Source organism: Actinoplanes sp. KI2, from assembly GCF_025630775.1.
Classification (GTDB): Bacteria; Actinomycetota; Actinomycetes; order Mycobacteriales; family Micromonosporaceae; genus Actinoplanes.
In genome coordinates this window covers 156,946-178,978 of sequence record NZ_JAOSZE010000002.1, presented here as the reverse complement: position 1 = coordinate 178,978, position 22,033 = coordinate 156,946, and the positions used below count along the sequence as shown (strand labels likewise).

21 protein-coding genes are annotated in these 22,033 nt (G+C 73.1%); 14 read left to right on the top strand and 7 right to left on the bottom strand.

The features are described from left to right. Window positions 1–70 precede the first annotated feature (70 nt). From ODJ79_RS02545 to ODJ79_RS02500, 10 genes are all read left to right on the top strand, one after another. Complete coding sequence (locus ODJ79_RS02545; RefSeq protein WP_263021645.1) at window positions 71–1,108, top strand: L-erythro-3,5-diaminohexanoate dehydrogenase; 1,038 nt, start codon at window positions 71–73, stop codon at window positions 1,106–1,108. A gap of 5 nt (window positions 1,109–1,113) precedes the next feature. Then, complete coding sequence (locus ODJ79_RS02540; RefSeq protein ID WP_263021644.1) at window positions 1,114–2,652, top strand: amidohydrolase; 1,539 nt, start codon at window positions 1,114–1,116, stop codon at window positions 2,650–2,652. Window positions 2,653–2,702: 50 nt separating this feature from the next. Further along, window positions 2,703–4,259: a lysine 5,6-aminomutase subunit alpha gene (locus ODJ79_RS02535; RefSeq protein WP_263021643.1), complete on the top strand. Its 1,557-nt coding sequence runs from the start codon at window positions 2,703–2,705 to the stop codon at window positions 4,257–4,259. Continuing rightward, a complete protein-coding gene (locus ODJ79_RS02530; protein ID WP_263021642.1) occupies window positions 4,256–4,990 on the top strand; it encodes an OAM dimerization domain-containing protein in 735 nt (244 codons plus the stop codon). The genes ODJ79_RS02535 and ODJ79_RS02530 overlap by 4 nt, the downstream gene beginning before the upstream one ends. Next, on the top strand, window positions 4,987–5,352 hold the full coding sequence (locus ODJ79_RS02525; protein ID WP_263021641.1) for a hotdog domain-containing protein: 366 nt from the start codon (window positions 4,987–4,989) through the stop codon (window positions 5,350–5,352). Before ODJ79_RS02530 ends, ODJ79_RS02525 begins: the two co-directional genes overlap by 4 nt. A gap of 85 nt (window positions 5,353–5,437) precedes the next feature. Beyond that, a complete protein-coding gene (locus ODJ79_RS02520) occupies window positions 5,438–6,703 on the top strand; it encodes a glutamate mutase L (protein ID WP_263021640.1) in 1,266 nt (421 codons plus the stop codon). A 524-nt stretch (window positions 6,704–7,227) separates the two neighbouring features. After that, a complete protein-coding gene (gene lnt / locus ODJ79_RS02515; RefSeq protein ID WP_263021801.1) occupies window positions 7,228–8,910 on the top strand; it encodes an apolipoprotein N-acyltransferase in 1,683 nt (560 codons plus the stop codon). Beyond that, window positions 8,907–9,695: a polyprenol monophosphomannose synthase gene (locus tag ODJ79_RS02510; protein WP_263021639.1), complete on the top strand. Its 789-nt coding sequence runs from the start codon at window positions 8,907–8,909 to the stop codon at window positions 9,693–9,695. Before lnt ends, ODJ79_RS02510 begins: the two co-directional genes overlap by 4 nt. Before the next feature lie 52 nt (window positions 9,696–9,747). Further along, window positions 9,748–10,278: an FxsA family protein gene (locus ODJ79_RS02505; protein WP_263021638.1), complete on the top strand. Its 531-nt coding sequence runs from the start codon at window positions 9,748–9,750 to the stop codon at window positions 10,276–10,278. Between the two features lie 318 nt (window positions 10,279–10,596). Beyond that, complete coding sequence (locus tag ODJ79_RS02500) at window positions 10,597–10,935, top strand: RNA polymerase-binding protein RbpA (RefSeq protein WP_020517072.1); 339 nt, start codon at window positions 10,597–10,599, stop codon at window positions 10,933–10,935. Between the two features lie 195 nt (window positions 10,936–11,130). Here the strand turns inward: ODJ79_RS02500 and ODJ79_RS02495 are convergent, their stop codons facing one another. The 3 genes from ODJ79_RS02495 to ODJ79_RS02485 form a co-directional block, all read right to left on the bottom strand. Then, a complete protein-coding gene (locus ODJ79_RS02495) occupies window positions 11,131–11,427 on the bottom strand; it encodes a hypothetical protein (RefSeq protein WP_263021637.1) in 297 nt (98 codons plus the stop codon). A 10-nt stretch (window positions 11,428–11,437) separates the two neighbouring features. Continuing rightward, window positions 11,438–11,644: a hypothetical protein gene (locus ODJ79_RS02490; protein WP_263021636.1), complete on the bottom strand. Its 207-nt coding sequence runs from the start codon at window positions 11,642–11,644 to the stop codon at window positions 11,438–11,440. A gap of 373 nt (window positions 11,645–12,017) precedes the next feature. Beyond that, window positions 12,018–14,912 carry a 6-pyruvoyl-tetrahydropterin synthase-related protein gene (locus ODJ79_RS02485; protein ID WP_263021635.1) on the bottom strand — a complete coding sequence of 965 codons (2,895 nt, stop codon included), beginning with the start codon at window positions 14,910–14,912 and terminating at the stop codon, window positions 12,018–12,020. 153 nt (window positions 14,913–15,065) lie between these two features. On the opposite strand from ODJ79_RS02485, the gene ODJ79_RS02480 reads away from it, so the two are divergent. Both ODJ79_RS02480 and ODJ79_RS02475 read left to right on the top strand, forming a co-directional pair. Next, window positions 15,066–15,635, top strand: coding sequence for a GtrA family protein (locus tag ODJ79_RS02480; protein ID WP_263021634.1), 570 nt, complete (start codon window positions 15,066–15,068; stop codon window positions 15,633–15,635). Window positions 15,636–15,698: 63 nt separating this feature from the next. Then, on the top strand, window positions 15,699–16,028 hold the full coding sequence (locus ODJ79_RS02475) for an SdpI family protein (protein ID WP_263021633.1): 330 nt from the start codon (window positions 15,699–15,701) through the stop codon (window positions 16,026–16,028). A gap of 8 nt (window positions 16,029–16,036) precedes the next feature. On the opposite strand, the gene ODJ79_RS02470 is transcribed toward ODJ79_RS02475, so the two are convergent. The 4 genes from ODJ79_RS02470 to ODJ79_RS02455 all read right to left on the bottom strand — a co-directional run bounded on the left by ODJ79_RS02470 (window position 16,037) and on the right by ODJ79_RS02455 (window position 19,542). After that, window positions 16,037–17,254, bottom strand: a complete 1,218-nt coding sequence (locus ODJ79_RS02470; protein WP_263021632.1) for a serine/threonine protein kinase — start codon at window positions 17,252–17,254, stop codon at window positions 16,037–16,039. A gap of 178 nt (window positions 17,255–17,432) precedes the next feature. Then, window positions 17,433–18,233, bottom strand: a complete 801-nt coding sequence (locus tag ODJ79_RS02465) for an alpha/beta fold hydrolase (protein ID WP_263021631.1) — start codon at window positions 18,231–18,233, stop codon at window positions 17,433–17,435. 32 nt (window positions 18,234–18,265) lie between these two features. Continuing rightward, window positions 18,266–18,958, bottom strand: a complete 693-nt coding sequence (locus ODJ79_RS02460; protein WP_263021630.1) for an SRPBCC family protein — start codon at window positions 18,956–18,958, stop codon at window positions 18,266–18,268. Between the two features lie 2 nt (window positions 18,959–18,960). Further along, window positions 18,961–19,542: a winged helix-turn-helix domain-containing protein gene (locus tag ODJ79_RS02455; protein ID WP_263021629.1), complete on the bottom strand. Its 582-nt coding sequence runs from the start codon at window positions 19,540–19,542 to the stop codon at window positions 18,961–18,963. A 70-nt stretch (window positions 19,543–19,612) separates the two neighbouring features. Between ODJ79_RS02455 and ODJ79_RS02450 the strand changes: the two genes are divergently transcribed. Beyond that, window positions 19,613–20,629 carry an aminoglycoside phosphotransferase family protein gene (locus ODJ79_RS02450; protein WP_263021628.1) on the top strand — a complete coding sequence of 339 codons (1,017 nt, stop codon included), beginning with the start codon at window positions 19,613–19,615 and terminating at the stop codon, window positions 20,627–20,629. A 107-nt stretch (window positions 20,630–20,736) separates the two neighbouring features. Next, window positions 20,737–21,933, top strand: coding sequence for a type VII secretion-associated serine protease mycosin (gene mycP, locus ODJ79_RS02445; protein ID WP_263021627.1), 1,197 nt, complete (start codon window positions 20,737–20,739; stop codon window positions 21,931–21,933). The last annotated feature ends 100 nt before the right edge of the window (window positions 21,934–22,033 follow it).

Genomic DNA, 22,033 nt, shown 5'->3' with positions numbered 1-22,033 from the left:
ACCTCTGGCCCGGAGGATTTACGGTGAAGCAGCTGCCAGAGCTTCTTGATTTTTGGTGAGGATGGGGTTGATGTCTGCTTCTGTGGGACTTTCCAGGGTCCTGGACCCGGCCGGTGTGCTGCCGCAGGCCGCCTGGCGCCTCGATCCGAGCCCCGAGATCGCGGCCGACGAGGTGCGCATCGCGGTCGAGCGGTTGAACCTCGACGCCGCTAGCTATCGGCAGTTGGCCGAGAAACACGAGGGCCGGGGCGACGCGATCCGCGCCGAAGTGCTGGAGATCGTGCGTACGCGCGGCAAGATGCACAATCCGGTCACCGGCTCCGGCGGCATGCTGATCGGCGTGGTCGAGGCGGTCGGCTCCGAGTCGACGCTGCCCGTCAAGGTGGGCGACCGGGTGGCCACCCTGGTCTCGCTGACGCTGACCCCGCTGCACATCACCGACGGCCTGGCCCGCTGGGACGGCCTCGGCGAGCAGGTGCCGGCCAAGGGCACGGCCATCCTGTTCGGCCGCTCGGTGGCCGCGGTCCTGCCCGACGATCTCGCCCCCGAGCTGGCCCTGGCCGTCTACGACGTGTGCGGCGCGCCCGCCCTGACCGACCGGGTGGTCCGCGACTACGACGGCGGGGGCGAGGTGACCGTCGCGGTGCTCGGCGGCGCCGGCAAGAGCGGCTCGCTGTCGCTGGCCGCGGCCCGGCTGGCCGGCGCCCGCACCTGCGGCGTGGTGGTCAGCGAGGCCGAGGCGGGCGTGCTGCGCGAGGCCGGCCTGGCCGATGCGGTGGCGATCGCCGACGCCCGCGACCCGGTCGCCGTCTCCGCGGCGGTCACCGAGGCGCTCGGCGCGCCCGCCACGGTGACCGTGGTCTGCGTGGACGTGCCCGGCTGCGAGCACGGCGCGATCCTGGCCACCGCGGCCGGCGGCACGGTGATCTTCTTCTCGATGGCGACCAGCTTCCCGGCCGCCGCGCTGGGCGCCGAGGGCCTGGCCGCCGATGTGACGATGCTCATCGGCAACGGGTACCTCCCCGGTCACGCCGAGTTCGCGGTGGACCTGCTCCGTCGCGTACCGGCGGTCCGGCGGCTGTTCGAGGCACGCGTCGCGGGACACTGACGCGCATGACAGAGCACCCCTCGGTTGCATTCACCAACGGCCGCTTCTACTCCGCCGCCGACCCGCGGGCCACCGCCATGCTGGTCCGCGACGGCCGGATCGTCTGGCTGGGCGACACCGCCGACGTTCCCTCCGCCGACCGGCGGGTGGACCTGGGCGGTCTGCTGGTCACCCCGGCGTTCGTCGACGCGCACGTGCACGCCACCGACACCGGGCTCACCTCCGGTGGGCTCGACCTGTCCGGCGTACGGTCGGCCGCTGCGCTTCTGGACCGGGTGGCGGAGTTCGCCGCGACCCGGCCGGCCGGCGCGGTCGTGCACGGCCACGGCTGGGACGAGTCGACCTGGGCCGACCAGACCCCGCCCACCGCGGCGGAGCTGGCGACGGCGGCCGGCGGCCGGCGGGTCTACCTGTCGCAGGCCTCGGTGCACTCCGCCCTGGTGTCGACCGCGCTGCTGCCGGCCGCCGAGGGCAGCGCCGGGTTCGATCCCTCCGGCTGGGTGCGGGAGCAGGCCCACCATGCCGTACGCGCGGTGGCGCTGGACGAGCTGACCCCGGCGCAGCGGACCGCGGCGCAGCGGGCCGCCCTGACCCGGGCCGCGTCGCTGGGCATCGCGGCCGTGCACGAGTGCGGCGGCCCGGGCACCTCCAGCGAGGCCGACCTGCTGTCGGTGCTCGCGCTCTCCGGGCAGGGCCTTCCCCGGGTGTACGGCTACTGGGGCGAGCTGGGCGGCGCCGAGCGGGCCCGGGAGCTGGGCGCGGTCGGCGCGGGCGGCGACCTGTACGCGGACGGCGCGCTCGGCTCGCGCACCGCGTCGCTGCGGCACCCGTACCACGACGGCGACCACGGCGTCGGCGAGGCGTTCGTGACCGCCGAGCAGGCCGCCGAGCATCTCCTGGAGTGCATGGCGGTCGGTGTGCAGGGCGGCTTCCACGCGATCGGCGACGCCGCGATCGAGGCGGTCCTCGACGGGTTCGCGCTGGCCGCCAAGCACGTGGGCGTCGACGAGGTGCGTGCGGCCGGGCACCGGATCGAGCACGTCGAGCTGATCGACAAGCCGATGATCGCCCGGATGGTCGAGTTCGGCGTCACCGCCTCGGTGCAGCCGGTCTTCGACGCGCTCTGGGGCGGCGACGGCCGGATGTACGCCCAGCGCCTCGGCCGGGCCCGGGCTCTGGCCAGCAACCCGATCGGCACCATGCACGCCACCGGTGTCCCGCTCGCGTTCGGCTCGGACTCGCCGGTCACCGCGCTCGACCCGTGGTCGGTGGTGGTGGCCGCGGCGGCGCCGACCAACCCGGTGCACCGGATGAGCGTGCGCTCGGCGTTCGCGGCGTCCAGCCGGGGCGGCTGGCGGGCGGCCGGGGTCGACGACGCCGGCGTGCTCGCGCCCGGCAAGGAGGCGACCTTCGCGGTGTGGGCGACCCCGGCCGGTACCACCGGCGGGCTGCCCACGCTGCTGCCGGACGTGGACGGCGTGACCCCGGAACGCCCGGTGTGCCACCGCACGGTCCTCGCCGGCGAGACCATCTTCGAAGGGTGACATCCCGGCCGGCAACGACGCCGGCCGGGCAGGAAACAGGAGGAAACACGGTGGCCGGGAAGCTCAACCTCGATCCGCGGGTGGTCCGCACCGCCCGCCGGCTCGCCGCGAAGGCGGGCCGGCCGGTCGTCGACCTGGCCCGCTCGCACACCACCGTGTCGGTCGAGCGGGCGGTGCTGCGCCTGGCCGGCGTGCGCGGCGCCGACTCCGACGGCATCCCCTGGGTGAACCGCCTGGTGGACGCCGTCGTCGCGGACGTCGGCCTGGGCCACGGCGTGGCGGTTCCGGTCTTCCACGCGATGCGGGCCGGCGGCGTCGACGACATCACCGTGCTCGCCCAGAAGGCGGCCGCCGGGGCGGTGCGATTCGACGTACCCGCCAAGAAAGCGGAAGCACTCGCGGCCAGGAGGGCCGCGAGAAGGGCGACCAACGACGGCCTCAAGGTCGTGGATCGCCGCCGCGCCGAGCGGGACCGGCTGATCAAGCGGTACGGGGATCCGGCGCAGCGCCCGTGGATCTACCTGATCGTGGCGACCGGGGACATCCACGAGGACATCCCGCAGGCGCAGGCGGCCGCCCGGGCCGGCGCCGACGTGATCGCGGTGATCCGCTCGACCGGCCAGTCGCTGCTCGACTACGTGCCGGAGGGTGCGACCCGGGAGGGCTTCGCCGGCACGTACGCGACCCAGGAGAACTTCCGGCTGATGCGGGCGGCGCTCGACGAGACGTCGAAGGAGCTTGGCCGCTACGTACGGCTGACCAACTACGCGTCCGGCCTGTGCATGCCGGAGATCGCCGCCTTGGCCGGCCTGGAACGCCTGGACATGATGCTGAACGACTCGATGTACGGCATCCTGTTCCGCGACATCAACCCGATCCGCACCTTCGTCGACCAGCGCTTCTCCCGGCAGGTGCACGCCCGCGCCGGCATCATCATCAACACCGGCGAGGACAACTACCTGACCACGGCCGACGCGGTCGAGGCGGCGCACACGGTCACGGTCTCCCAGCTGCTCAACGAGTACTTCGCGCACGAGGCCGGTCTGGCCGACTGGCAGCTGGGCCTGGGGCACGCCTTCGAGATCAACCCGGAGGTGCCGGAGTCGTTCCGGCTGGAGCTCGCGCACGCGCTGCTGGCCCGCGAGCTGTTCCCGGACGCGCCGCTCAAGTGGATGCCGCCGACCAAGCACATGACCGGCGACGTATTCCGCGGCAACCTGCTCGACGGCTTCTTCAACCTGGTCGGCGCGCTCACCGGGCAGGGCATCCTGCTGGTCGGCATGATGACCGAGGCGGTGGTCACGCCGTGGCTGTCCGACCGCGACATCGCTCTGCAGAACGTGCGGTACGTCCTGACCGGGGCCGGCAACCTGCACGAGGACTTCGTGCCCGCGCCGGGCGGCTTCATCCAGCAGCGGGCCCACCAGGTGCTGGCCGAGGCGGTCGACCTGCTCGAGCGGATCGTCGACGACACCCTGCTGGAAGCCATCGCCGACGGCACCTTCGGCATCATGAAACGCCCCGCGAACCGCGGCAAGGGCCTCGACGGCGTCGCGAAGCACGACGAGGACTACTACAACCCTGTGACGGAGGCCCTGGAGTCATGAGCATCATTCGGCCCTATGGGGACACGACCGGGGACGGGATGGTGCAGCTTTCGTTCACGCTGCCGATCCCGCACGACAAGCGGGCCGAAGGGGCCGCGCTGCAGCTCGCCGCCAAGATGGGCATGGACCCGGCGATGCTCGTGCACGCCAAGCAGATGGGCGACGCGTACACCTTCTTCGTGGTCTACGGGAAGGTGCATCACCTGGTCGACACCGAGAAGGTGCAGGTGGTCGAGCGGGACTACCCGCTGCTGAGCGCCAAGGAGGTCAACGCGGTCATCAAGCGCCGGCTGCGGCGGCGGCTCAACGTGGTCGGTGCGTGCATCGGGACCGACGCGCACACGGTCGGGATCGACGCGATCCTGAACCTCAAGGGGATCGCGGGGGAGAAGGGCCTGGAGTCCTACCGGGAGCTCGCGGTGACCAACATGGGCGCCCAGGTGTCGGTGCCCGACCTGGTCGAGACGGCGCGGGCGCAGAAGGCGGACGCCGTGCTGGTGTCGCAGGTGGTCACCCAGCGGGACGCACACCTTCAGAACACCCGGGCGATGTCGGCCGCGTTCCGGGAGGCGCTGCCCGAGGGCAAGCGCCCGCTGCTGATCGTCGGCGGGCCGCGGTTCGACGAGCTGATGGCCGGCGAGCTCGGCGTCGACCGGATCTTCGGCCGGGGCACCACGCCGCGGGAGGTCGCCTCCTACCTTGTCCACACCCTGACCGGGAGCTCCAAATGATCACCGTGACCCACCGCCGCTACGTGCCCTACTCGCATGCCCACTACGCCGGGAACCTCGTGGACGGGGCGTACTCGCTCGGCCTGTTCGGCGACGTCGCCACCGAGGTCTGCATCCGGCTGGACGGCGACGAGGGGCTGTTCGCCTCGTACGACGACGTCCAGTTCAAGGCGCCGGTGCAGGCCGGCGACGTCCTCGAGATCACCGCGACGGTGGTGAAGATGGGCACCCGCTCCCGGAAGATGGCGTTCGAGTCGCGGGTCGTGTGCCGGGGGACCGGGGGCTCGGCGGCCGCCGTTCTCGACGAGCCGATCGTCGCGGTGACCGCCACCGGCACGGTTGTCGTGCCGCCGAAGGCATGACCGCCTGCACCGAGCGGCACCCAGCTGCACGGGCGGACGGCCTCGCAGGCGAGGGCCAGAAGGGCATGCCAGAGAAGGGCTCAGCGTGACCGCCGCGGTCTGCGTCGACGTCGGGTCCACGTACACGAAAGCCTGTCGCATCGATCTTTCGACCGGGGAGATGACCGGGCGGGCCGAGGTGCCGACCACGGCCGCGAGCGACGTGCTCGAGGGCCTGGATGCCGCGGTGGCCGCTCTGCGCGGTGCCAAGAGCGATTTGCGGTACGTGTGCAGCTCGGCCGGTGGCGGTCTGCGGCTGGCGGTGGTCGGCTACGAGTCGCTGGTCACCGCCGAGGCCGGGCACCGGGTCGGGCTGTCGGCCGGTGCCCAGGTCGTCCACGTGGCCGCGGGACCCCTCGACGGCGGCAAGGTGGCCGCCCTGCGCGAGTCCCGCCCCGACGTGATCCTGCTGGTGGGCGGAACGGATGGCGGGGACGCGTCCGTTTTACTCCATAACGCCCAACGAATCGGCACTTCTCGCCTTAAAGTGCCGGTCGTGCTGGCGGGCAACGCGGACGCCCGGGACGAGGCGGCGCTTCTCCTGAAAAACCGTGGCATATCGGTCACCGCGACGGCGAACGTGCTGCCGAAGATCGGGGTGCTCGATCCGGGGCCGGCCCGCGCCGCCATCCGGGAGGTGTTCCTCCGGCATGTGATCGGCGGCAAGAAGCTCTCCCGCGGCGGGCGGTTCGCCTCGCTCGTGCGGGCCGCCACGCCCGACGCCGTGCTCGCCGGGGTGGAGTTGCTGGCCGACCTCACCGGCACCGGGGTGCTGGTGGTGGACGTCGGCGGCGCGACCACCGATGTCTACTCCGCCCTGGTGCCGGACGCCGAGCTGACCGCCGGGCCCCGCCGCGACGTGGCCGGGACGCTGTGGCGCTCGCGGACGGTCGAGGGCGATCTCGGCGTGGCGGTCGGCGCGGCCGGCACTGTGGCGGCGGCCACAGCGGAGAAGTTGGCACTTCCGGAAACCGGACAACCCCCGACGCCGGAGAGTGATCGTGATCTGGCCGCCGCGGCCGCGATCGTGGCTCTTCGCCGGCACGCCCGCGGTCACTCTCCGGGTCCCGGCCGGCCACGCACCGGAGGCCGTGACCTGCGCGAGGTCCGCCTCGTGGTCGGCTCGGGCGGGGTGCTGCGGCACGGCGGCGGGCCGTATGTGCTGGAAGCGGTGCTGGCCGACACGGCCGGCGGCTGGGCGGCCCCGGCCGGCGCGCGGACGGTCGTCGACGAGCGGTACGTTCTGGCCGCGGCCGGCCTGCTCGCCATCGATCATCGTGCCGCCGCGGCCCGGCTGTTGAACACGCTGTGACGTGGTCGGGTACGGGACATGACACGCCGAAAAACGCGACACGCCCAAGCGCGGGGGTGGCGGTTGACAGGCGGGCGGGGGCCGGACGTACCGTCTTCAGGTCCTGAGCACGGCAAGCGATCGTTGTCTACTTCGTTCCCCATCCCACTGGCCGCAGTCCTCGCAGGGGTCGCGCGTTCAGCCAGGTCCAGTGGGCCGGGGCCGGCGGGGCGGCCGTCGACCGATCAGACCGTCGGTGGGGCAGGGGTGCGAGACGGCGCCAGTAGACAACGGCACGACGGGGGCAGCCAGTCCGCGGCGCGTCGGTCCGAAGGCGTCCGCGACGTCCCGCTGACCCACCGGCCGTGCCCGGGAGGCAAAGGAGTACAAGAGGCGCGGCCGCTGTCCCGGCCGCGCCTCTTCCCGTCCCGGCCGGGCTTCTTCAGTTCCCCGCGGCGCCTCTTCCTGTCCGGGCCGGGCTTCTTCAGTTCTCCGCAGCGCCTGTTCCGTTCCCAGCCGGGACCGGTAGCCTTCCGCGCGTGGAAATGACGCTGCAGCCCCCGGCCGCGCCGCAGGCCAGCCCGCCTGCCGAGGGCCCCGCGCCGACCGGCCTCCGGACGGCCCTGGTCCTCGCGGTGGCCGCCGGTGCCGCCCTGCTGCTCGCGCTTCCGCCGTTCGACCTCTGGCCGCTCGCCATCGTGGGGGTGGCGCTGCTGGCCATCGCCACCCACCGGCGCCGGCTGCGCGCCGGGTTCGGGCTCGGCCTGCTCGCCGGGGCGGTGCTGTTCTACCCACTGCTGCACTGGACGAGCTTCGCGGCCGGCTGGCTGCCCTGGGCGCTGCTGTCCACCGCCGAGGCGGTCTTCTTCGGCCTGACCGGGCTCGCCACCGCGTGGCTGCGGCCGCTGCTCGACCGGTGGCGGGGGCTGCTCTGGCCGCCGCTGCTCGGCCTGCTCTGGGTCACCCAGGAGGCGGTGCGCGACCGGGCCCCGTTCGGCGGCTTCCCGTGGGGGCGGCTGGCGTTCAGCCAGGCCGACGCGCCGGTGCTGCGGCTCGCCGCGCTCGGCGGTGCCCCCGCGGTGACCTTCGGGGTGGCCGCCGCCGCGGGCGCCCTCGTCGGTCTCTATTACCTGATTTTCCCGGCCTGGCGGGCCTTACCGGCGGAAACGCGGCGCAAGCCGTGGCTCGCCCGGCCCCGGCTCGACTGGCGCCGGCCGTGGCGTGACCCGGTCATCGTCCTGTCGGTGATCGCCTTCGCGCTGGTCGTCCTGCCGCGCGCCGTCCCGCTCGGCGGCGACCAGGGCCCGGTCAAGACGATCGCGATCGTCCAGGGCAACGTCCCCCGGCTCGGCCTGGAGTTCAACGAGCAGCGCCGCGCCGTGCTCGACAACCACGTCAAGGCCACCCTGCAGCTGGCCGCCGACGTCGCGGCCGGCAAGCGCAAGCAGCCCGACCTGGTGGTCTGGCCGGAGAACTCCAGCGACATCGACCCGCTGCGCAACCAGGACGCGGCCGGCGAGATCTCCGCGGCCGCCGATGCGATCAAGGCGCCGATCCTGGTCGGCACCGTGCTGCGGACCAACAACCCGAACAACATCAAGAACGCCGGGCTGCTCTGGGTGCCCGGCGCCGGCCCCGACCCGACCCAGCAGTACGTGAAGCGCCACCCGGTTCCGTTCGCCGAGTACATGCCGCTGCGCTCGGTGGCTAAGCTGGTCTCGGACAAGGTCGCCCTGGTGCGCAACATGGTTCCCGGCGCCACACCGGGGGTGCTGCGGACCGGGCCGCTGACCCTCGGCGATGTGATCTGCTTCGAGGTCGCCTATGACGGCATCGTCCGCGACACCGTCACCGGCGGCGGCCAGGTGCTCGCGGTGCAGACCAACAACGCCACCTTCAACGCCGCCGAGGCAAGGCAGCAGATGGCGATGGTGCGGCTGCGGGCGGTCGAGCACGGCCGTGACTCGATGATGGTCTCGACGGTGGGGGTTTCCGGGTTCGTCGACCGCTACGGCAGCGTCCACCAGCTGACCGGGTTCAACACGGCGGCGGTGCAGGTGCGTGCCGTGCATCTGACCTCGTCGCGTACGCTGGCCACTCGCTTGGGTGCGTTGCCCGAGATCGCGGCCGTTGTCCTGGCGGTGGCCGCGCTGGCTGCCGCGTTCGTCCTGCGGCGCGGTCGTCGTGAGATCACCGGTGACGGTGCGGAGAAGGCGGAGGCACGGTGAGCGAGGCGGAGGGCTACCCGGGAGTTGGACGGGTGCTCGTGGTCATCCCGACCTACAACGAGGCCGACAACATCCGGATGATCACCGGGCGGGTCCGGGCCGCGGTGCCCGACGTCGACGTTCTCGTCGCCGACGACAACTCGCCGGACGGCACCGGCGGGATCGCCGACGAGCTCGCCCTGGCCGACGACCACATCTTCGTGCTGCACCGGGCCGGCAAGGAGGGCCTGGGCGCGGCGTACAAGGCCGGCTTCGCCTGGGCCAAGGACAAGGGGTACGACGCGGTCGTCGAGATGGACGCGGACGGCTCGCACGCCCCCGAGGAACTGCCGCTGCTGCTCGACGCGCTCAAGGACCACGACGCGGTGCTGGGCACCCGCTACATCGCGGGCGGCAGCGTGCACAACTGGCCGGTGCACCGGCTGCTGCTGTCGCGCGGCGGCAACATCTACATCCGGATGGCGCTGGGCATGCCGTTCCGCGACGCGACCGGCGGCTACCGCGCGTACCGGATGCCGGTCTTCGACGCGATCAACGTGGAGACGATCGCCTCCACCGGGTACTCGTTCCAGGTCGAGCTCGCCTGGCGGTCGTTCCGGAACGGCTTCCGGATGACCGAGGTGCCGATCACGTTCACCGAGCGCGAACACGGTGTCAGCAAGATGAGCGGCAACATCTTCAAGGAACAGCTGCTCAGGGTCACCGTGTGGGGGGTGCAGGCGCGCCGGGACGGCCTGCTGAAGGCGCTCGGCCGCAAGCCCCGGCCGGGGTCGACCTGGCCGTGACCGGGCCGGGGCGTGTCATGCTGGTTCGGTAGGCGTGACACCGGAGGCTCACATGCAGCGTCGAGGATTTGCCGTGCTGCCGCTCGCGCTCGCCGCCCTGTTCGTGGCGGAGGTCGCGGTGTTCCTGGCGGTCGCGCACGCGATCGGTGGCGGCTGGGCGCTGCTGCTGCTCGCCGCGTTCACCGTGGCCGGCATGGCGCTGCTGCGCCGCGAGGGCGCCCGCGGCTGGCGGGCGTTCCGGGCCGCCGCCGACCAGGGCCGCCCGCCGGGTCCCGAGGTGACCAACTCGCTGGTCGGCCTGGGCGGCGCGCTGCTGCTGGCCTTCCCCGGTTTCCTCACCTCGCTCGCCGGCCTGCTGATGCTCGTCCCGCCGCTGCGCGGGTTCGCCCGCCGCGGCGTCGAGAGCTTCGCGGCGCGCCGCATCGACCCGATGGTCGCCGGCGATCTGTTCGGCCCGCGCCGGGTCAAGGTCCGCCGTGGCGACCCGGTCGAGGTCGTGGTCGAGCCGGAGCCGGCCGACCGCGCGCCGGAGCGGGCCGCCGCGATCGAGGGCGAGGTCATCGAGGGCGAGGTGCTCCGCTGAGGGAGACACCTCAAGTCCGGCGCCCGCCGGACGAATAACTTGCGTCGGCCCGGGGAAACCCTCCGGCCGATTGCCGGGTAACCGACTGGGTGACCGACATCGCACCACCCGCAGAACACCCATAATCGCGTAAAGTGGACCAAGGTCCATCTCCGCGAGGGTCTGCGATGACGGGAACATGCGGGGTCCGGTTACGCTCGTAGCGTTAACACTGCCGTCACAACGGCGGTCCGGAGCCTTTGGCGACCGTGGAATCCCACGGCCGCGCCTTTCGTTACACCAACGAGAGCAGCACCACGAGCGAGGGGAAAGCCGATCATGGGCGAACGCATGCTGCGCGGCAGCCGTCTTGGCGCAGTCAGCTACGAGTCCGACCGCAACACCGAGCTGGCTCCCCGGCAGACCCGAGAGTACCTGTGCGTCAAGGGCCACCAGTTCGAGGTGCCGTTCGCCGTCGACGCCGAGGTGCCCACCACCTGGGAGTGCAAGTTCGACGGCAGCGTCGCCCGCCTGGTCGACGGCAGCGAGCCGGAGCAGAAGAAGGCGAAGCCGCCGCGCACCCACTGGGACATGCTCCTCGAGCGCCGTTCGATCTCGGAGCTGGAGGACATCCTCAACGAGCGGCTCCAGGAGGTCCGCACCCGCCGGGGCCGCTGACCACGTTCCAGCAGGCAATGGCCGTCCCGCCCCCGGGACGGCCATTTTCGCGCGCCCGGACGGCGGTTCCGCGAAGCGCGCACGGTGCCTGCTCCCTCCGGGCGTGATGGTTCCGCTTCTCCGGAGGTACGTGTCGGCACCGGTCCCCGGTTCAGCGGACCGGGAAGCCGGTGCCGCCGGCCGGCCCGGACGGGGTCAGCAGCTGGAGTCTGCGTCGTCGGCCCGGTTCCAATAGATGGCACCGCTGCGGATGGGGTCCCACCGGGTGCTCGCGGCCGCGGCGTCCTCCCGGTAGACGTGACAACCCAGCGGGCCGTTCTGGGCGTTCACGGCGAGATAGCCGTCCTCGCCGGTGTCGTACACGACGACGCTGCAGTGGGAACTGCCCGCACCGGCCCACGCCGCCGCCGGCGTCGTCATGCCGGCCGCCACGACGGTCAACGTTGCCAGCAGTGCCGTTGCGCGCCGCAGCGCATTTCCGAGCCCAGCCACCAATTACTCCCTACCTGACAAAACGGACGTTGACGACGAAATCACCGTAGCAGCGAGTCCGCCCGCCCGTGGGCCGAATGCCGAGGCCGACCACCTCGGCGGCAAAGGGGATTTGTCGGTGCCTGCCGGTAGCGTGCCGGTCATGACCGCCGCGCGCGACGACCTGGCCGGCGCCGATCTGCGCGCTCTGGTGGGCCACCAGCTCGTCGCTCTGCACGACGCCGGCGTTCTCGTGCTGCGCCGGAGTTCCTCACCGGTGCGCTGCGCGCCGGTGCCGCGGCCGAGGTGTGGGCGGCGGCCCGCGCGCTCGTACCCGCCGCCCTCACCGCGAGCGCGCGCGGACCGGATCTTCTGGCGCTGGCGACCGCCGCCGCATCCGCGGCCGGGGTCCGCGAGGCCCTGCCGGAGGTCGAGGTCGTCGCCGCCCGCGGCGGTCGCACCCGCCTGGTCACCGTGCCCGGTCGGCTCGTCCGCACCCTGGCGGCGCCGCGACGACCGTGGCCGGTCGGCTCGTCCGCACCCTGGCGGCGGCGCAGTGACCGCGGCCCGGAGCGTTTCGCTGCTGGCCTGCTCGGGTGTCACCGGCGGGGTCATCCGGTCGGTGGCGTCCCGGGTGGGAGCCGGCGGAAGCGCCACCGTGACCGGAACGGCCGTGTCGACCGCACGCGTGCCACCGTTTTCTGCAGCAGCGGGGCGCCTCCGGCGGCGAAGCCCAGGATCGCGAGCACGGCGAGGATGCTGACCCCGATGCCGGCCTGTTCGAAGAACGACAGCCGATACTCCAGGCTGATGGTGACCGCGGTGCTGTGCTCCGGGACCTGCACGAACATCATGCCGGGTCCGGCGGATGCCAGCGGCACGCTGCGGCCGGCCACGGTGGCGTGCCAGCTTTCACTGGTGTACTCGCGCACCAGGACCTTGTTGACGCCGGGCGGCAGGATGACGTCGCGGTGCTCCGCGTTGTGGCGGACCCGGGTGACCGGGGTGACGGGCTCGGCGGTCTCGGCCGCGCCGAGGAGCCGGCCGAGGTAGGCCGCCTCGTGGGGGTTGGCGAACGCAGCGGCGTGGTAGGGCAGGTTGAGCCCGGACCAGGTCACGTGGCCGGTGCCGACGGGTGCGCGTTGGACCACCGGTGTGCCGCCGGAGGCCAGCAGCACGTCGGCCTTGCCGGTCGTGGTGGAGGTGAGGACATCCCAGGGCGCACTGCCGCCGTACAGCGGTGGTGACCAGTGCGCGGTGGTGGCGGCGTGGATGCCGGTGAACCACCACCGGTCGGCCACGATGGAGCTGCGGGTGCCGCCGACCGGGGCGCCGACCGCCTTGGCGACGGCGTCGGCGGCCGGATTGTCGGCGATGTCGAGGACCAGGTTCCCACCGGCTTGGGTGTAGGCGGCGAACGCGGCGGTGGCGGGCCGCTTGCCGGGGGCGGCTCCGTAGACGAACACGGTCGGGTAGTCGCGCAGCTGGGCGGCGGTGACATCGGTGAGGGTGGCCGGGCCCCGTACGGGCAGCAGCCGGTCGGCGCCGACGCCGGCCAGGGCGAGGGTGCGCAGCAGCAGGTCGTAGTGCACGTCGTCACCGATGACCAGCACGGTCGGGGCGGTCACCGCGGTGGCGATCGGGTGCGCGTCGCGGTAGGCCCAGATGCTCACGTCGGCGTAGACCTGTTCGCGACCGGCCTGGATGAACGCGGGGTCGCCGGCGAGCTTCGACCGGGTCTGCTCGGTGTCGGTGAGCAGCCACCGGCCGGCGTAGTAGTCCAGCAGGAAGCGCATCTGCTGGGCGTTGGTGTCCGTGGGTGCGCCGGTCACGGTCTGTTCGAGCCAGTACTGCCAGTCCAGGTGCAGGTTGCCGTGGTCGTCGTAACCGCGCAGCTGCGGGGTGGTGGTCACCGCGTTGATCCACCGCGAGGTGAGGTCGGACACGCCGAAGATGCGGTAGTCCTGGCTGCGGTAGGCCTCCGGCGGCAGCAGCCCGATCATCGCGTCGGTGGCGACGTCGGAGCTGTCGCGCACCCCCGTCGGCAGCAGCGGAACGGTTTGGGCCAGGCATGCGCCGACCAGCACGGTCGAGATCAGCGCGGCCGCCGTGCGGGCGAGCCGGCGCCGGTGGTGCACCGCGACGCAGGTGAGGATGCCCAGCGCGGCCGACAGCAGCCACGCCGGGTAGACCAGCAGGTCTCGCGGTTGCAGGCCGTTGACGTAGTACGGGAACCGGTCGAGGAAATGGCCCAGCAACCCGTAGCCGATGGCCACGAACCCGGCGGCGGTCAGGCCGGCAGCGATCAACACATCGGGCACCTGCCGCGCGAGGCGCTCGGACCGCTCGATGAACCCTGCTGCCGCCCCGGCGGACACCCAACTGCCCCCGCTGCGGTCGGTGGGGGCCACGACGATGCCGGTGGGCCGCGCCAGCCGGCGCGACACCACCAACGCCCGGGCGACCGCGACGACGGCGACGGCCCAGCCGATGAGCATCACCGGCGGCAGCGTGTCCAGCCATCCGTGACTCGGCCAGCCCAGCTCATCGAAGCGCAGCGGCACCTCGACGTCGGTGAACGCGCTCTGCGAGCGCTTCATCAGCACCAGCGGCAGGTAGAAGAACCCGCAGACCGCGTACGCCGCGCCGACGGTCACCACGGCCCGGCGTACCCGGGCGCGGAAGTCGGGCTCGACCGCGCACAGCAGGACCAGGCCGACCGCGCCGCTGCAGATGCCGCCGGAAATCGGATGAGTGCCCAGCGACCCGGCGAGCAGCACAACGGTGGCCGTAGCGCGCAACCGGCTGGGCGAGCGCCGGTACAGCGCCGCACAGCCGGCGGCCAGCGCGCCGATCGCCATCGCGGTGAACCGCGGATACAGGCCCAGTTCCACGATCTGGTCCCACATCGTCGGGCTGGCCAGCAGCAGCCCGGCCGACAGCAACCCGGCCACCCGGCTGCCGGTCACCCCGAACACCAGCAGGTAGCAGCCGGCGATCAGCATGATGACCGCCGCCGCGCCCACCACCAGCATGGCGTCCGGCAGGCTACAGCCGGTCACCCAGCTCAGCCCGGCCACGAGAAGGTGGTAGCCGGGCGGGTACGAGCCGAGGAACGCCGGCTGCCCGGCGTACCACTGGTCGTTCCAGTCGATGTGCGGGAACCCGTCGACCAGCATCCGGACCTTCGACATGTGTCCCCACACGTCGTAGCCCTTCGGAAAGCCGGTGAACGCGCCGCAGTACCGGCCGATCAGCACCGTGGCCACGATCAGCAGCACCAGGTCGGCCACCGGACCCAGCCAGCCGCGCAGGCGGGCCCACACCGTTCCCACGGCAGCCCGCAGCCCGAAGCGGCCCGTCGAGTCCCCGGCGATGATCGTGGCCCCCGCACGCGGCGACGCGCTGGTGACCGGGTCACCGATCGGCTTGATCACGTCGTCGCCCTTGCTCGTGGGGGAAGCAGCACCGTTCAGGTCGGCCGCCGTGCCGGCAACGGTGGCCACCGCCCCTATTCGGTTGCGCCGGGCGGCGAGTTGAGCGCTTCATCGCACCCGGCACCCGGCGGCCGAGAAAGTGGCGGGACAGGATTCCTCGACCCGCGCCCGCATCAGCCGATGCTGATCATGACGTGATCCGTACGGCGAGGCAGGCAGGCGATGATCCAAACGGAGTTGGCACCCCACGAGGGTCTGTTCCCGGCCTACGCGCCCGGCAGCGTGACCCGCCGACTGGTGGGTGCCCTCCCGGCACCGGTGGGGCAGCAACTGCTGCGGCACCGCGAGACGGTGAAGTTCCTCACCGTCGGCGGCTTCTGTTTCATGCTCACCGTGGCGGTCAACTACGCCCTCAAACTCACCGTCCTGACGACCAAGCCGGTCACCGCACTGACCATCGCCACCGTCATCGCGACCATCGTGTCGTACGTCCTGAACCGCGAATGGTCCTTCCGCACCCGGGGCGGCCGCAAACGCCGCCACGAAGCGGCGCTGTTCTTCGGTATCAGCGGCATCGGCGTCGTGCTCAACGACGTGCCCATGTGGGTCGCGCGCTACCTGTTCCACCTGCAGGCACCGGCCGTCAGCCAGCTGACCCAGGAGATCAGCGACTTCGTCGCCGGCATCCTGCTCGGCACGCTGCTCGCGATGGCGTTCCGGCTCTGGGCCCTCAAGAAGTGGGCATTCCCGCAGCAGGACGCCCGATCGACCACCCCGGCACGCCCCCTCTGACCCGCGTCCCCGGCGCCGGAGGCGGACACTGGGGGGGTCGATCTCCAGGGAAGAGGGCCGGTTGTGGTCGGAGCGATCGTCGTGGTTGTCGCCGGCGTGCTGGTGGTGGTCAGCGGAGGATTGGGCTGGGCCGGGAAGCTGCACCGGAACCGGTTCGCCGGGGTGCGCACGGCGAGCACCATGCGCAGCGAGCAGGCCTTCACGGTCGGCAACCGGGTGGCCGGGCCGGTGGTGACCCTCGGCGGGCTCGCCGCGGTGGTGGCCGGCGTCGTCGGGCTGGTGCAGGGCGACAAGGCGGACGGGGTCGTGCTGGCCGGCGTCCTGGTGATGGGGGTGCTCGTCATCCTCGGGGGCGTCCTGGGCAGCCGCGCCGCGAGCAGAGTGGGTAGCTGACCGGGTGGTCAGCCGGCGGTCTGGGCGCGGGACTGCTGGGCGGGGGCAGCGGCCGGGCGAGTGCCGCCCAGCGCCGCCAGGGCCGAGGCCAGGTCGCTCACCTGGGCGGTCAGCTGGCCGGCCCGCGTCTGGGCGGCGTCGGCTTCGGCGCGGGCGGTGGTGAGGCGGCGTTCCAGGTCGGCGCGGTCCTGCTCGGCGGCTCGGGTCTGGTCCTCGCGGGCCCGGCGCAGGGCGTCTCGCTCCGTGGTGGCCTCGGACAGGACCCGGCGGAGCCGGACCAGCTCGGCGCCGGCGGTGGCGGCCTCCTCGCGTACGGCGGCGGTGGTCTTGTGGGCGGCCGTGAGTTGGTCGCTCAGGTCTCGCTGCGCGGTCTTCAGCTGGTCGACCGTGCGGCGCAGCTGCTCGGCGCGGGCGGCCGCGGCCTGTGCCTGCTCGACAGTGGCGGCCAGGTCGCGCCGGGCCTGCTGGAGGTCGGCCTGCGCGGTGGCCAGCTCGCCGCGGGTCGCGGCCAGCTCGGCGCGGGCGGTCTCCCGCAGGTCGGCCAGCTCGGCGCGGGCGGTCTCCCGGAGTTCGGCCAGTTCGGCGCGGGCGTCGGCCAGTTCGGCGCGGGCCGCTTCGCGGGCGTCGGCGAGCTCGGACCGGGCGGCGTCGCGTTCCGACTCGGCTCGTTCGCGCAGGGTCACCGCCCTGGTCGTCTCGCGGCGGGCCTCGTCGCGGTCGGTGGCGGCCCGGGTGGCGCTCTCGGTGGCGGCCTTCGCCCGGCGGCCGGCCTCCTCGGCCTGGTGACGGGCCTCGTCGCGCTCGGCCGCCGCGGCGGCGGAGAGTTGCTGGGCGGTGGCCACCGCGGTGGTGGCGCGTTCGGCGTCACGGCGGGCGTCGTCGCGTTCGGTGTGGGCGGCGGCGATCGCGCCGGAGGTCTCGGCGCGCAGCTCGGCCAGCCGGCGCTCGACGCCGGCCGGGGACAGCTCGGCGTGCAGGGCCTCGGACAGGGTGCCGACCAGCTGGTCGAGGCGGTCGACGATCTCCCAGGTGCGGGCCACCTCGCCGGCCAGGCCGGGGGAGGCGCGGTGCCGCATCCGGCTGTTGCGGGAGGCGCGCTGGCACTCGCCGTCGTTGTCCCGGCAGTACCGGAACGGGCGGCCGGCCGAGGCCCGCTGCGGCACGGGGCGTCCACAGTGGGCGCAGGGCCGGGTCTCGGCGTCCGGGGTGGTGTCGTTGTCGCTCATCGACTGCTCACCCTAGGCGGGCCGGTCACCCGGACGGCGCCACCACACCGTCGGCGTTTCCCTTGCCAGGAATCATCCTAGGATGCCCTACGCGACGTGCGCGGCGTCACCCGGTCACGGCACAAGGCAAGGTCAAAACCAAAAAGGAATCAACGACGACCCGCCTCTTGCTGGGGGCTCAGGGCCGGGCGGTCAGGAACTCCGTCACCACCGGGGCGAGCGCCGCGGCCTTCACCATGTGGGTCTGGCCGGGGAGGGTGCGGTACTGCGCCTTGGGCAGCGCCTCGCTCAGCGCCTTGGCGGCGTTGCGCATGTACTGCGGGCTCTTGCCGCCGTCGAGCACCAGCGCCGGGGCGGTGACGCTCGACCAGCGGGCCGCGTCGAGCGGGACGCCCCGGCCGGTGTCGCCGAGGATGCGCAGGTCGTAGGGGAGCGTCGGGGCGACCACCTTGAGCTTGCGCCACGGCGGGGTCAGGGCCATGACGTGGACCATGGGGGCGGGCATGCCGACGTGCTTCATGAACTTCTTGAGGGCGCCGGAGCGGTCGTCGCGGGCGATCAGGGCCTCGGTGTCGGCGACGAAGGTGTCCTCGCGTGGCTCCCGGGTGGCGTCGACGATGAACGGCGGCTCGTAGAGGGCGAGCTGGGTGATGCCGGGCAGCCGGTTGGCGGCGTCGGCGGCCAGGACGGCGCCGGAGGAGACGCCGAGCAGGGCCGCCTCGCCGCCGACGGCTTCCAGGAGGGCGGCCAGGTCGTCGATCTCGCGGTCCTCGGACCAGGGGAGGGTGTTGCCGCTCTCGCCGCGGCCGCGGCGGTCGTAGAGGCAGACCGTGAAGGTGCCGGCGAGGGCCGAGGCGAGGGAGCGGGCGGGGCCGAAGTCGCGGTAGCACATGGCGCCGTCGACGAGGATCAGGGCCGGGCCGGTGCCGGTGGTCTCGTAGGCGATGGTGGTGCCGTCGGTGGAGGTGACGGTGGGCATGTCGGGTGTGTCCTTTCGGGAGCCGCGCGGCGTCAGAGGCGGTTGAGGAGAGCGGTCCAGTCGGTGTCGTCGGGGGCGGTCAGCGCGTGGCCGGCGACCAGCGCGCCGTGGAAGCCGCGGAGGTATCGGTGCAGGCCGGTGGGGGTGCGCAGGCCGAGGGTGTGTGGGTTGACGAAGTAGACCTGGCCGCCGCCGGGGAGTGGGTCGCCGGGCCGGGGTGCGGGGCCGAGGCCGAGGGTCTTGTGCAGGGCTGCCCAGGTGGCGGGCCAGTCGGTGACGGGTGGGCCGAAGGCGGTGACGGGGGTGGCCGGCCGGCCGGGGAAGTGGCGCAGGTATTCGACGAGGGTGGCGAAGAAGAGCTGGGTGCCGTACTGCATGGCCTCGTATTCGTCGGTCCAGTCGTCGCCGGGGAGGAAGCCGCTGGTGACGGCGCGCAGGACGGTGCCGGAGCGGTCGTGGCCCTCGATGAGGTAGTCGTAGGCGATGAATCGGCCGTCGGGGGCGGGCTGCGACCCGTACGCGAAATGGTGTGGTTTGTCGTTGGTGGTGATGGTGCCGGCGGGGATCCAGTCGTCGCCGAAGGCGGTGCGGACCTCGCCGTTGTCGATCTCGGTGCGGCCGATGAACCAGGTGGAGATGCCGGGGCCGGTGGCGATCGCGTCCCAGATCTGTTCGGGGGTGGCGTCGAGGCCGGCGTCGAGGCGGATCTCGAATTCCTTGCCCATGGTCATTTCTCCTGGGAGTCGAGGGCCGGGTGCACGGCGACCACTATGCGGTGTTTTCGGCCGGTCTCGCGGTGATACTTGCTGATCAGTCGGGCGACGCTGTCGGTGAGTTCGGCGGCGAAGGCGGCGCGGTCGTCGGGGGTGGCGAAGCGGATCTCGCCGTCCAGGGCGTAGGTGGCGACGCGCTGCTGGGCCTGGCCGGCGCCGGTGATCAGGGCGCCGACGTCGCGGACGAGGCGGCCGGCGAGGGCGAGCAGCCAGCGGGCGGAGAGCCGGTCGGGGGCGCGGCCGGGGTCGGGGGCGACGGCGGCCATGGCGGCGGGGGAGATCACGTAGGAGGCGGCGGTGGCCTGCATCATGCGCTCGGTGACGTTGCCCTTGCGGCGTTCCTCGACGAGGTGGATGAGGCCGTGCTGTTCGAGGGTGCGCAGGTGGTAGTTGACTTTCTGCCGGGGCAGTCCGACCTTGCCGGCGAGCATGGTGGCGCTGCCGGGCTCGGCGAGCTCGGCGAGCAGCCGGCTGCGGATCGGGTCGAGGGAGACCTCGGCGGCGGCGGGGTCTTCGATGACGGCTACGTCGTGCATGGTCCGAGCGTGCCACCGAAAACAAAAGTTGTCCAGGCTGTATTTGTGGTCGGAGGTTAGGCTGCCTGCCGTGGATCACTTGCTGGAGCCGGGGTGGGTGGCGTCGGAGCTGACGCACAGCAGGGCGAACGAGGTCACCGGCGGTGTCTGGCGGGTCCGGCGCGGCGACGGAACGGCGATCCTCAAGCTGGCGACGCCGCGCCGGGCGGGTGCCGCCGCGCACCTGGCCGCGAGCGACGATCCAGGCCACTTCAACTATTGGCGGCGAGAGCCTTCCGCGTACGAGGCGGGGCTGCCCGCGACCGCATTTCCGCTGGTCTCCGCCCCGGCGCTGCGCTCGTCCGCCGAGTGCGCGGACGGGTCGGTGGCGCTGTGGCTCGAGGACGTGGCCGGCCGGCCCGGCATCACCGCGTCCCCGGCCGAGCTCGGCGACGTCGCGTTCCGGCTCGGGGCCGGGCAGGCCGGCCGGTTGGGGACCCCGCTGCGGCAGCCGTGGCTGGCGCGCGACTTCCTGCGGGATTACACCCTCGCCCAGCCCGTCGCCGAGCAGCGGCTGGACTGGGACCACCCGTCGGTGGCGGCGGCCTGGCCGGCGTCGCTGCGCGACAGCCTGCGACGACTGTGGGAGCGCCGGGCGGAGCTGCTGGCGGCCGCCGATGACTTTCCGCGTACGTTGTGCCACCACGATGTGTGGCCGATGAACCTGATCCTCGCTCCCCGGGGCCCGGTGCTGCTCGACTGGGCGTTCGCCGGGCCGGGCGCGATCGGGGAGGACGCGGCGAACCTGGCGCTCGACGCGTTCCTGGACGGGCTGATCGACGGTGCCCTGCTCGACGCGGTCCTCGACGCGGTGACCGACGGCTACGTGCGGGGGATGGCCGGGGCGGTCGGCGAGGCCACCGTCCGCCGGGCGATCAAGGCGACCGGCGCGGCGAAGTACTTCTGGCTGGCCCCGCGGATGGTGGCGGCGGTGTCCGCGCCGGCCGGGGCGGCCGCCTACGACCGGCGCGCGCCGGCGGAGGTCTTCGCCGGGCGGGCGCCGATTCTGGCCGTGATCGCCCGGTGGGGACAGGAGGCGTTGTCCTGAATCACCGTGGGGCGTCGGGTCCGATCGTCTTGAGCACCGTGGGGCGTCGGCTGTCGCACCCCCTCGGTACCATCCATCGCAATCGTGGAGGACGGGGGTGTTGTCGGATGCGCTGGGCTCGCCTGGCGGCTGTGGCGGTGACGGTGCTCGCCGTGCTCGTGGCGCCGGCCCCGGCCCAGGCGGTGTGCGACCCGGCGCCGCCCACGTCCCAGACGGTCAAGGGCACCCCGATCGAGGACCGGGTGTATGCGCCGGAGCGTCTCGCCCCCCTCGCCACCGGCCGCGGCATCCGGATCGCGGTGATCGACTCCGGGGTCGACCCCGACCACCCGCAGCTGCGGGGCCAGGTGCTCGACGGCGCCGACTTCCTGCACGGCGGGCCGGACGGCAAGCAGGACTGCGTCGGGCACGGCACGGCGGTGGCCAGCATCATCGCGGCGGCCCCGGCGGGCGGCACCGGGTTCCGGGGGCTGGCGCCGGGCGCCCGGATCGTGCCGATCCGGGTCAGCGAGCAGACCGAGGACGCCGAGGGCAACCTGATCGGCGAGTCGGGGAGCCAGCAGAAGTTCGCCCAGGCGATCGACTTCGCCGTCGAGCAGGCGCACGTCCAGGTGATCAATCTGTCGCTGGTGCTGCCCGGCGACAGTCAGGTGGTCGACGCCGCGGTCCGCCGCGCGCTCGACGCGGGGGTCGTGGTGGTGGCCGCGGCCGGCAACCACGGCAAGAACGGCAACGAGGACAAGACCTGGCCGGCGGCCGTCCCGGGGGTGATCGCGGTGGCGGCGGTCCAGCAGGACGGGACCCGGGCGGACTTCTCGCAGCGCGGGGATTTCCTGACGATCGCCGCGTACGGGACAAACGTCACCGTCGCCGCGGCCGGGTCGGGGTACCGCACCGACGAGGCGGGCACGAGCTTCTCGGCGCCGTTCGTGTCGGCGACGGCCGCGCTGGTGCTCGAGCGGTTCCCGGGGATCACGCCGGCGGGCGTGCTCAGGCGGCTGCAGGCGACGGCGGATCCGGCGCCGGGCGGGCCGAAGGAGTACGGCACGGGGCTGCTCAACCCGTACCGGGCGCTGACCGAGACGCTCGGGCCGGCCACCCGGGCGCCGGCCGCGCCGCAGGTCGTCCACCCGATCGACCCGGCCGCGGTGGCGCTGGCCGACCGGCGTGCGCAGTCGCAGCGGATGGCGTTGTGGTTCGCGGCGGGCGGGGCGGGGCTGGTGGTGCTGCTGGCCGCGGCGGCGCTGATCGTGCGGCGTGGCCGCAGCCGGGGCTGGCGGCCCGCCGGGCCGGGCGCGGTGTAGCGCGCGAACCGGGAGCGGGGCCGGCACGGCGCAGGGGCGCCGGCGGCGGGTCTACCGTGGCGCGATCGTCGGGGTGCGTTCCCTCGGCGGCCGACCCCGG

What these genes read in the sequence shown, in the direction of transcription:
- mycP (WP_263021627.1), top strand. Translation starts at nt 20,737, where the DNA reads ATGCGCTGGGCTCGCCTGGCGGCTGTGGCGGTGACGGTGCTCGCCGTG.
- ODJ79_RS02540 (WP_263021644.1), top strand. Translation starts at nt 1,114, where the DNA reads ATGACAGAGCACCCCTCGGTTGCATTCACCAACGGCCGCTTCTACTCC.
- ODJ79_RS02455 (WP_263021629.1), bottom strand. Translation starts at nt 19,542, where the DNA reads ATGCACGACGTAGCCGTCATCGAAGACCCCGCCGCCGCCGAGGTCTCC.
- ODJ79_RS02480 (WP_263021634.1), top strand. Translation starts at nt 15,066, where the DNA reads ATGATCCAAACGGAGTTGGCACCCCACGAGGGTCTGTTCCCGGCCTAC.
- ODJ79_RS02470 (WP_263021632.1), bottom strand. Translation starts at nt 17,254, where the DNA reads ATGAGCGACAACGACACCACCCCGGACGCCGAGACCCGGCCCTGCGCC.
- ODJ79_RS02525 (WP_263021641.1), top strand. Translation starts at nt 4,987, where the DNA reads ATGATCACCGTGACCCACCGCCGCTACGTGCCCTACTCGCATGCCCAC.
- ODJ79_RS02465 (WP_263021631.1), bottom strand. Translation starts at nt 18,233, where the DNA reads ATGCCCACCGTCACCTCCACCGACGGCACCACCATCGCCTACGAGACC.
- ODJ79_RS02530 (WP_263021642.1), top strand. Translation starts at nt 4,256, where the DNA reads ATGAGCATCATTCGGCCCTATGGGGACACGACCGGGGACGGGATGGTG.
- ODJ79_RS02505 (WP_263021638.1), top strand. Translation starts at nt 9,748, where the DNA reads ATGCAGCGTCGAGGATTTGCCGTGCTGCCGCTCGCGCTCGCCGCCCTG.
- ODJ79_RS02500 (WP_020517072.1), top strand. Translation starts at nt 10,597, where the DNA reads ATGGGCGAACGCATGCTGCGCGGCAGCCGTCTTGGCGCAGTCAGCTAC.
- lnt (WP_263021801.1), top strand. Translation starts at nt 7,228, where the DNA reads ATGACGCTGCAGCCCCCGGCCGCGCCGCAGGCCAGCCCGCCTGCCGAG.
- ODJ79_RS02460 (WP_263021630.1), bottom strand. Translation starts at nt 18,958, where the DNA reads ATGGGCAAGGAATTCGAGATCCGCCTCGACGCCGGCCTCGACGCCACC.
- ODJ79_RS02545 (WP_263021645.1), top strand. Translation starts at nt 71, where the DNA reads ATGTCTGCTTCTGTGGGACTTTCCAGGGTCCTGGACCCGGCCGGTGTG.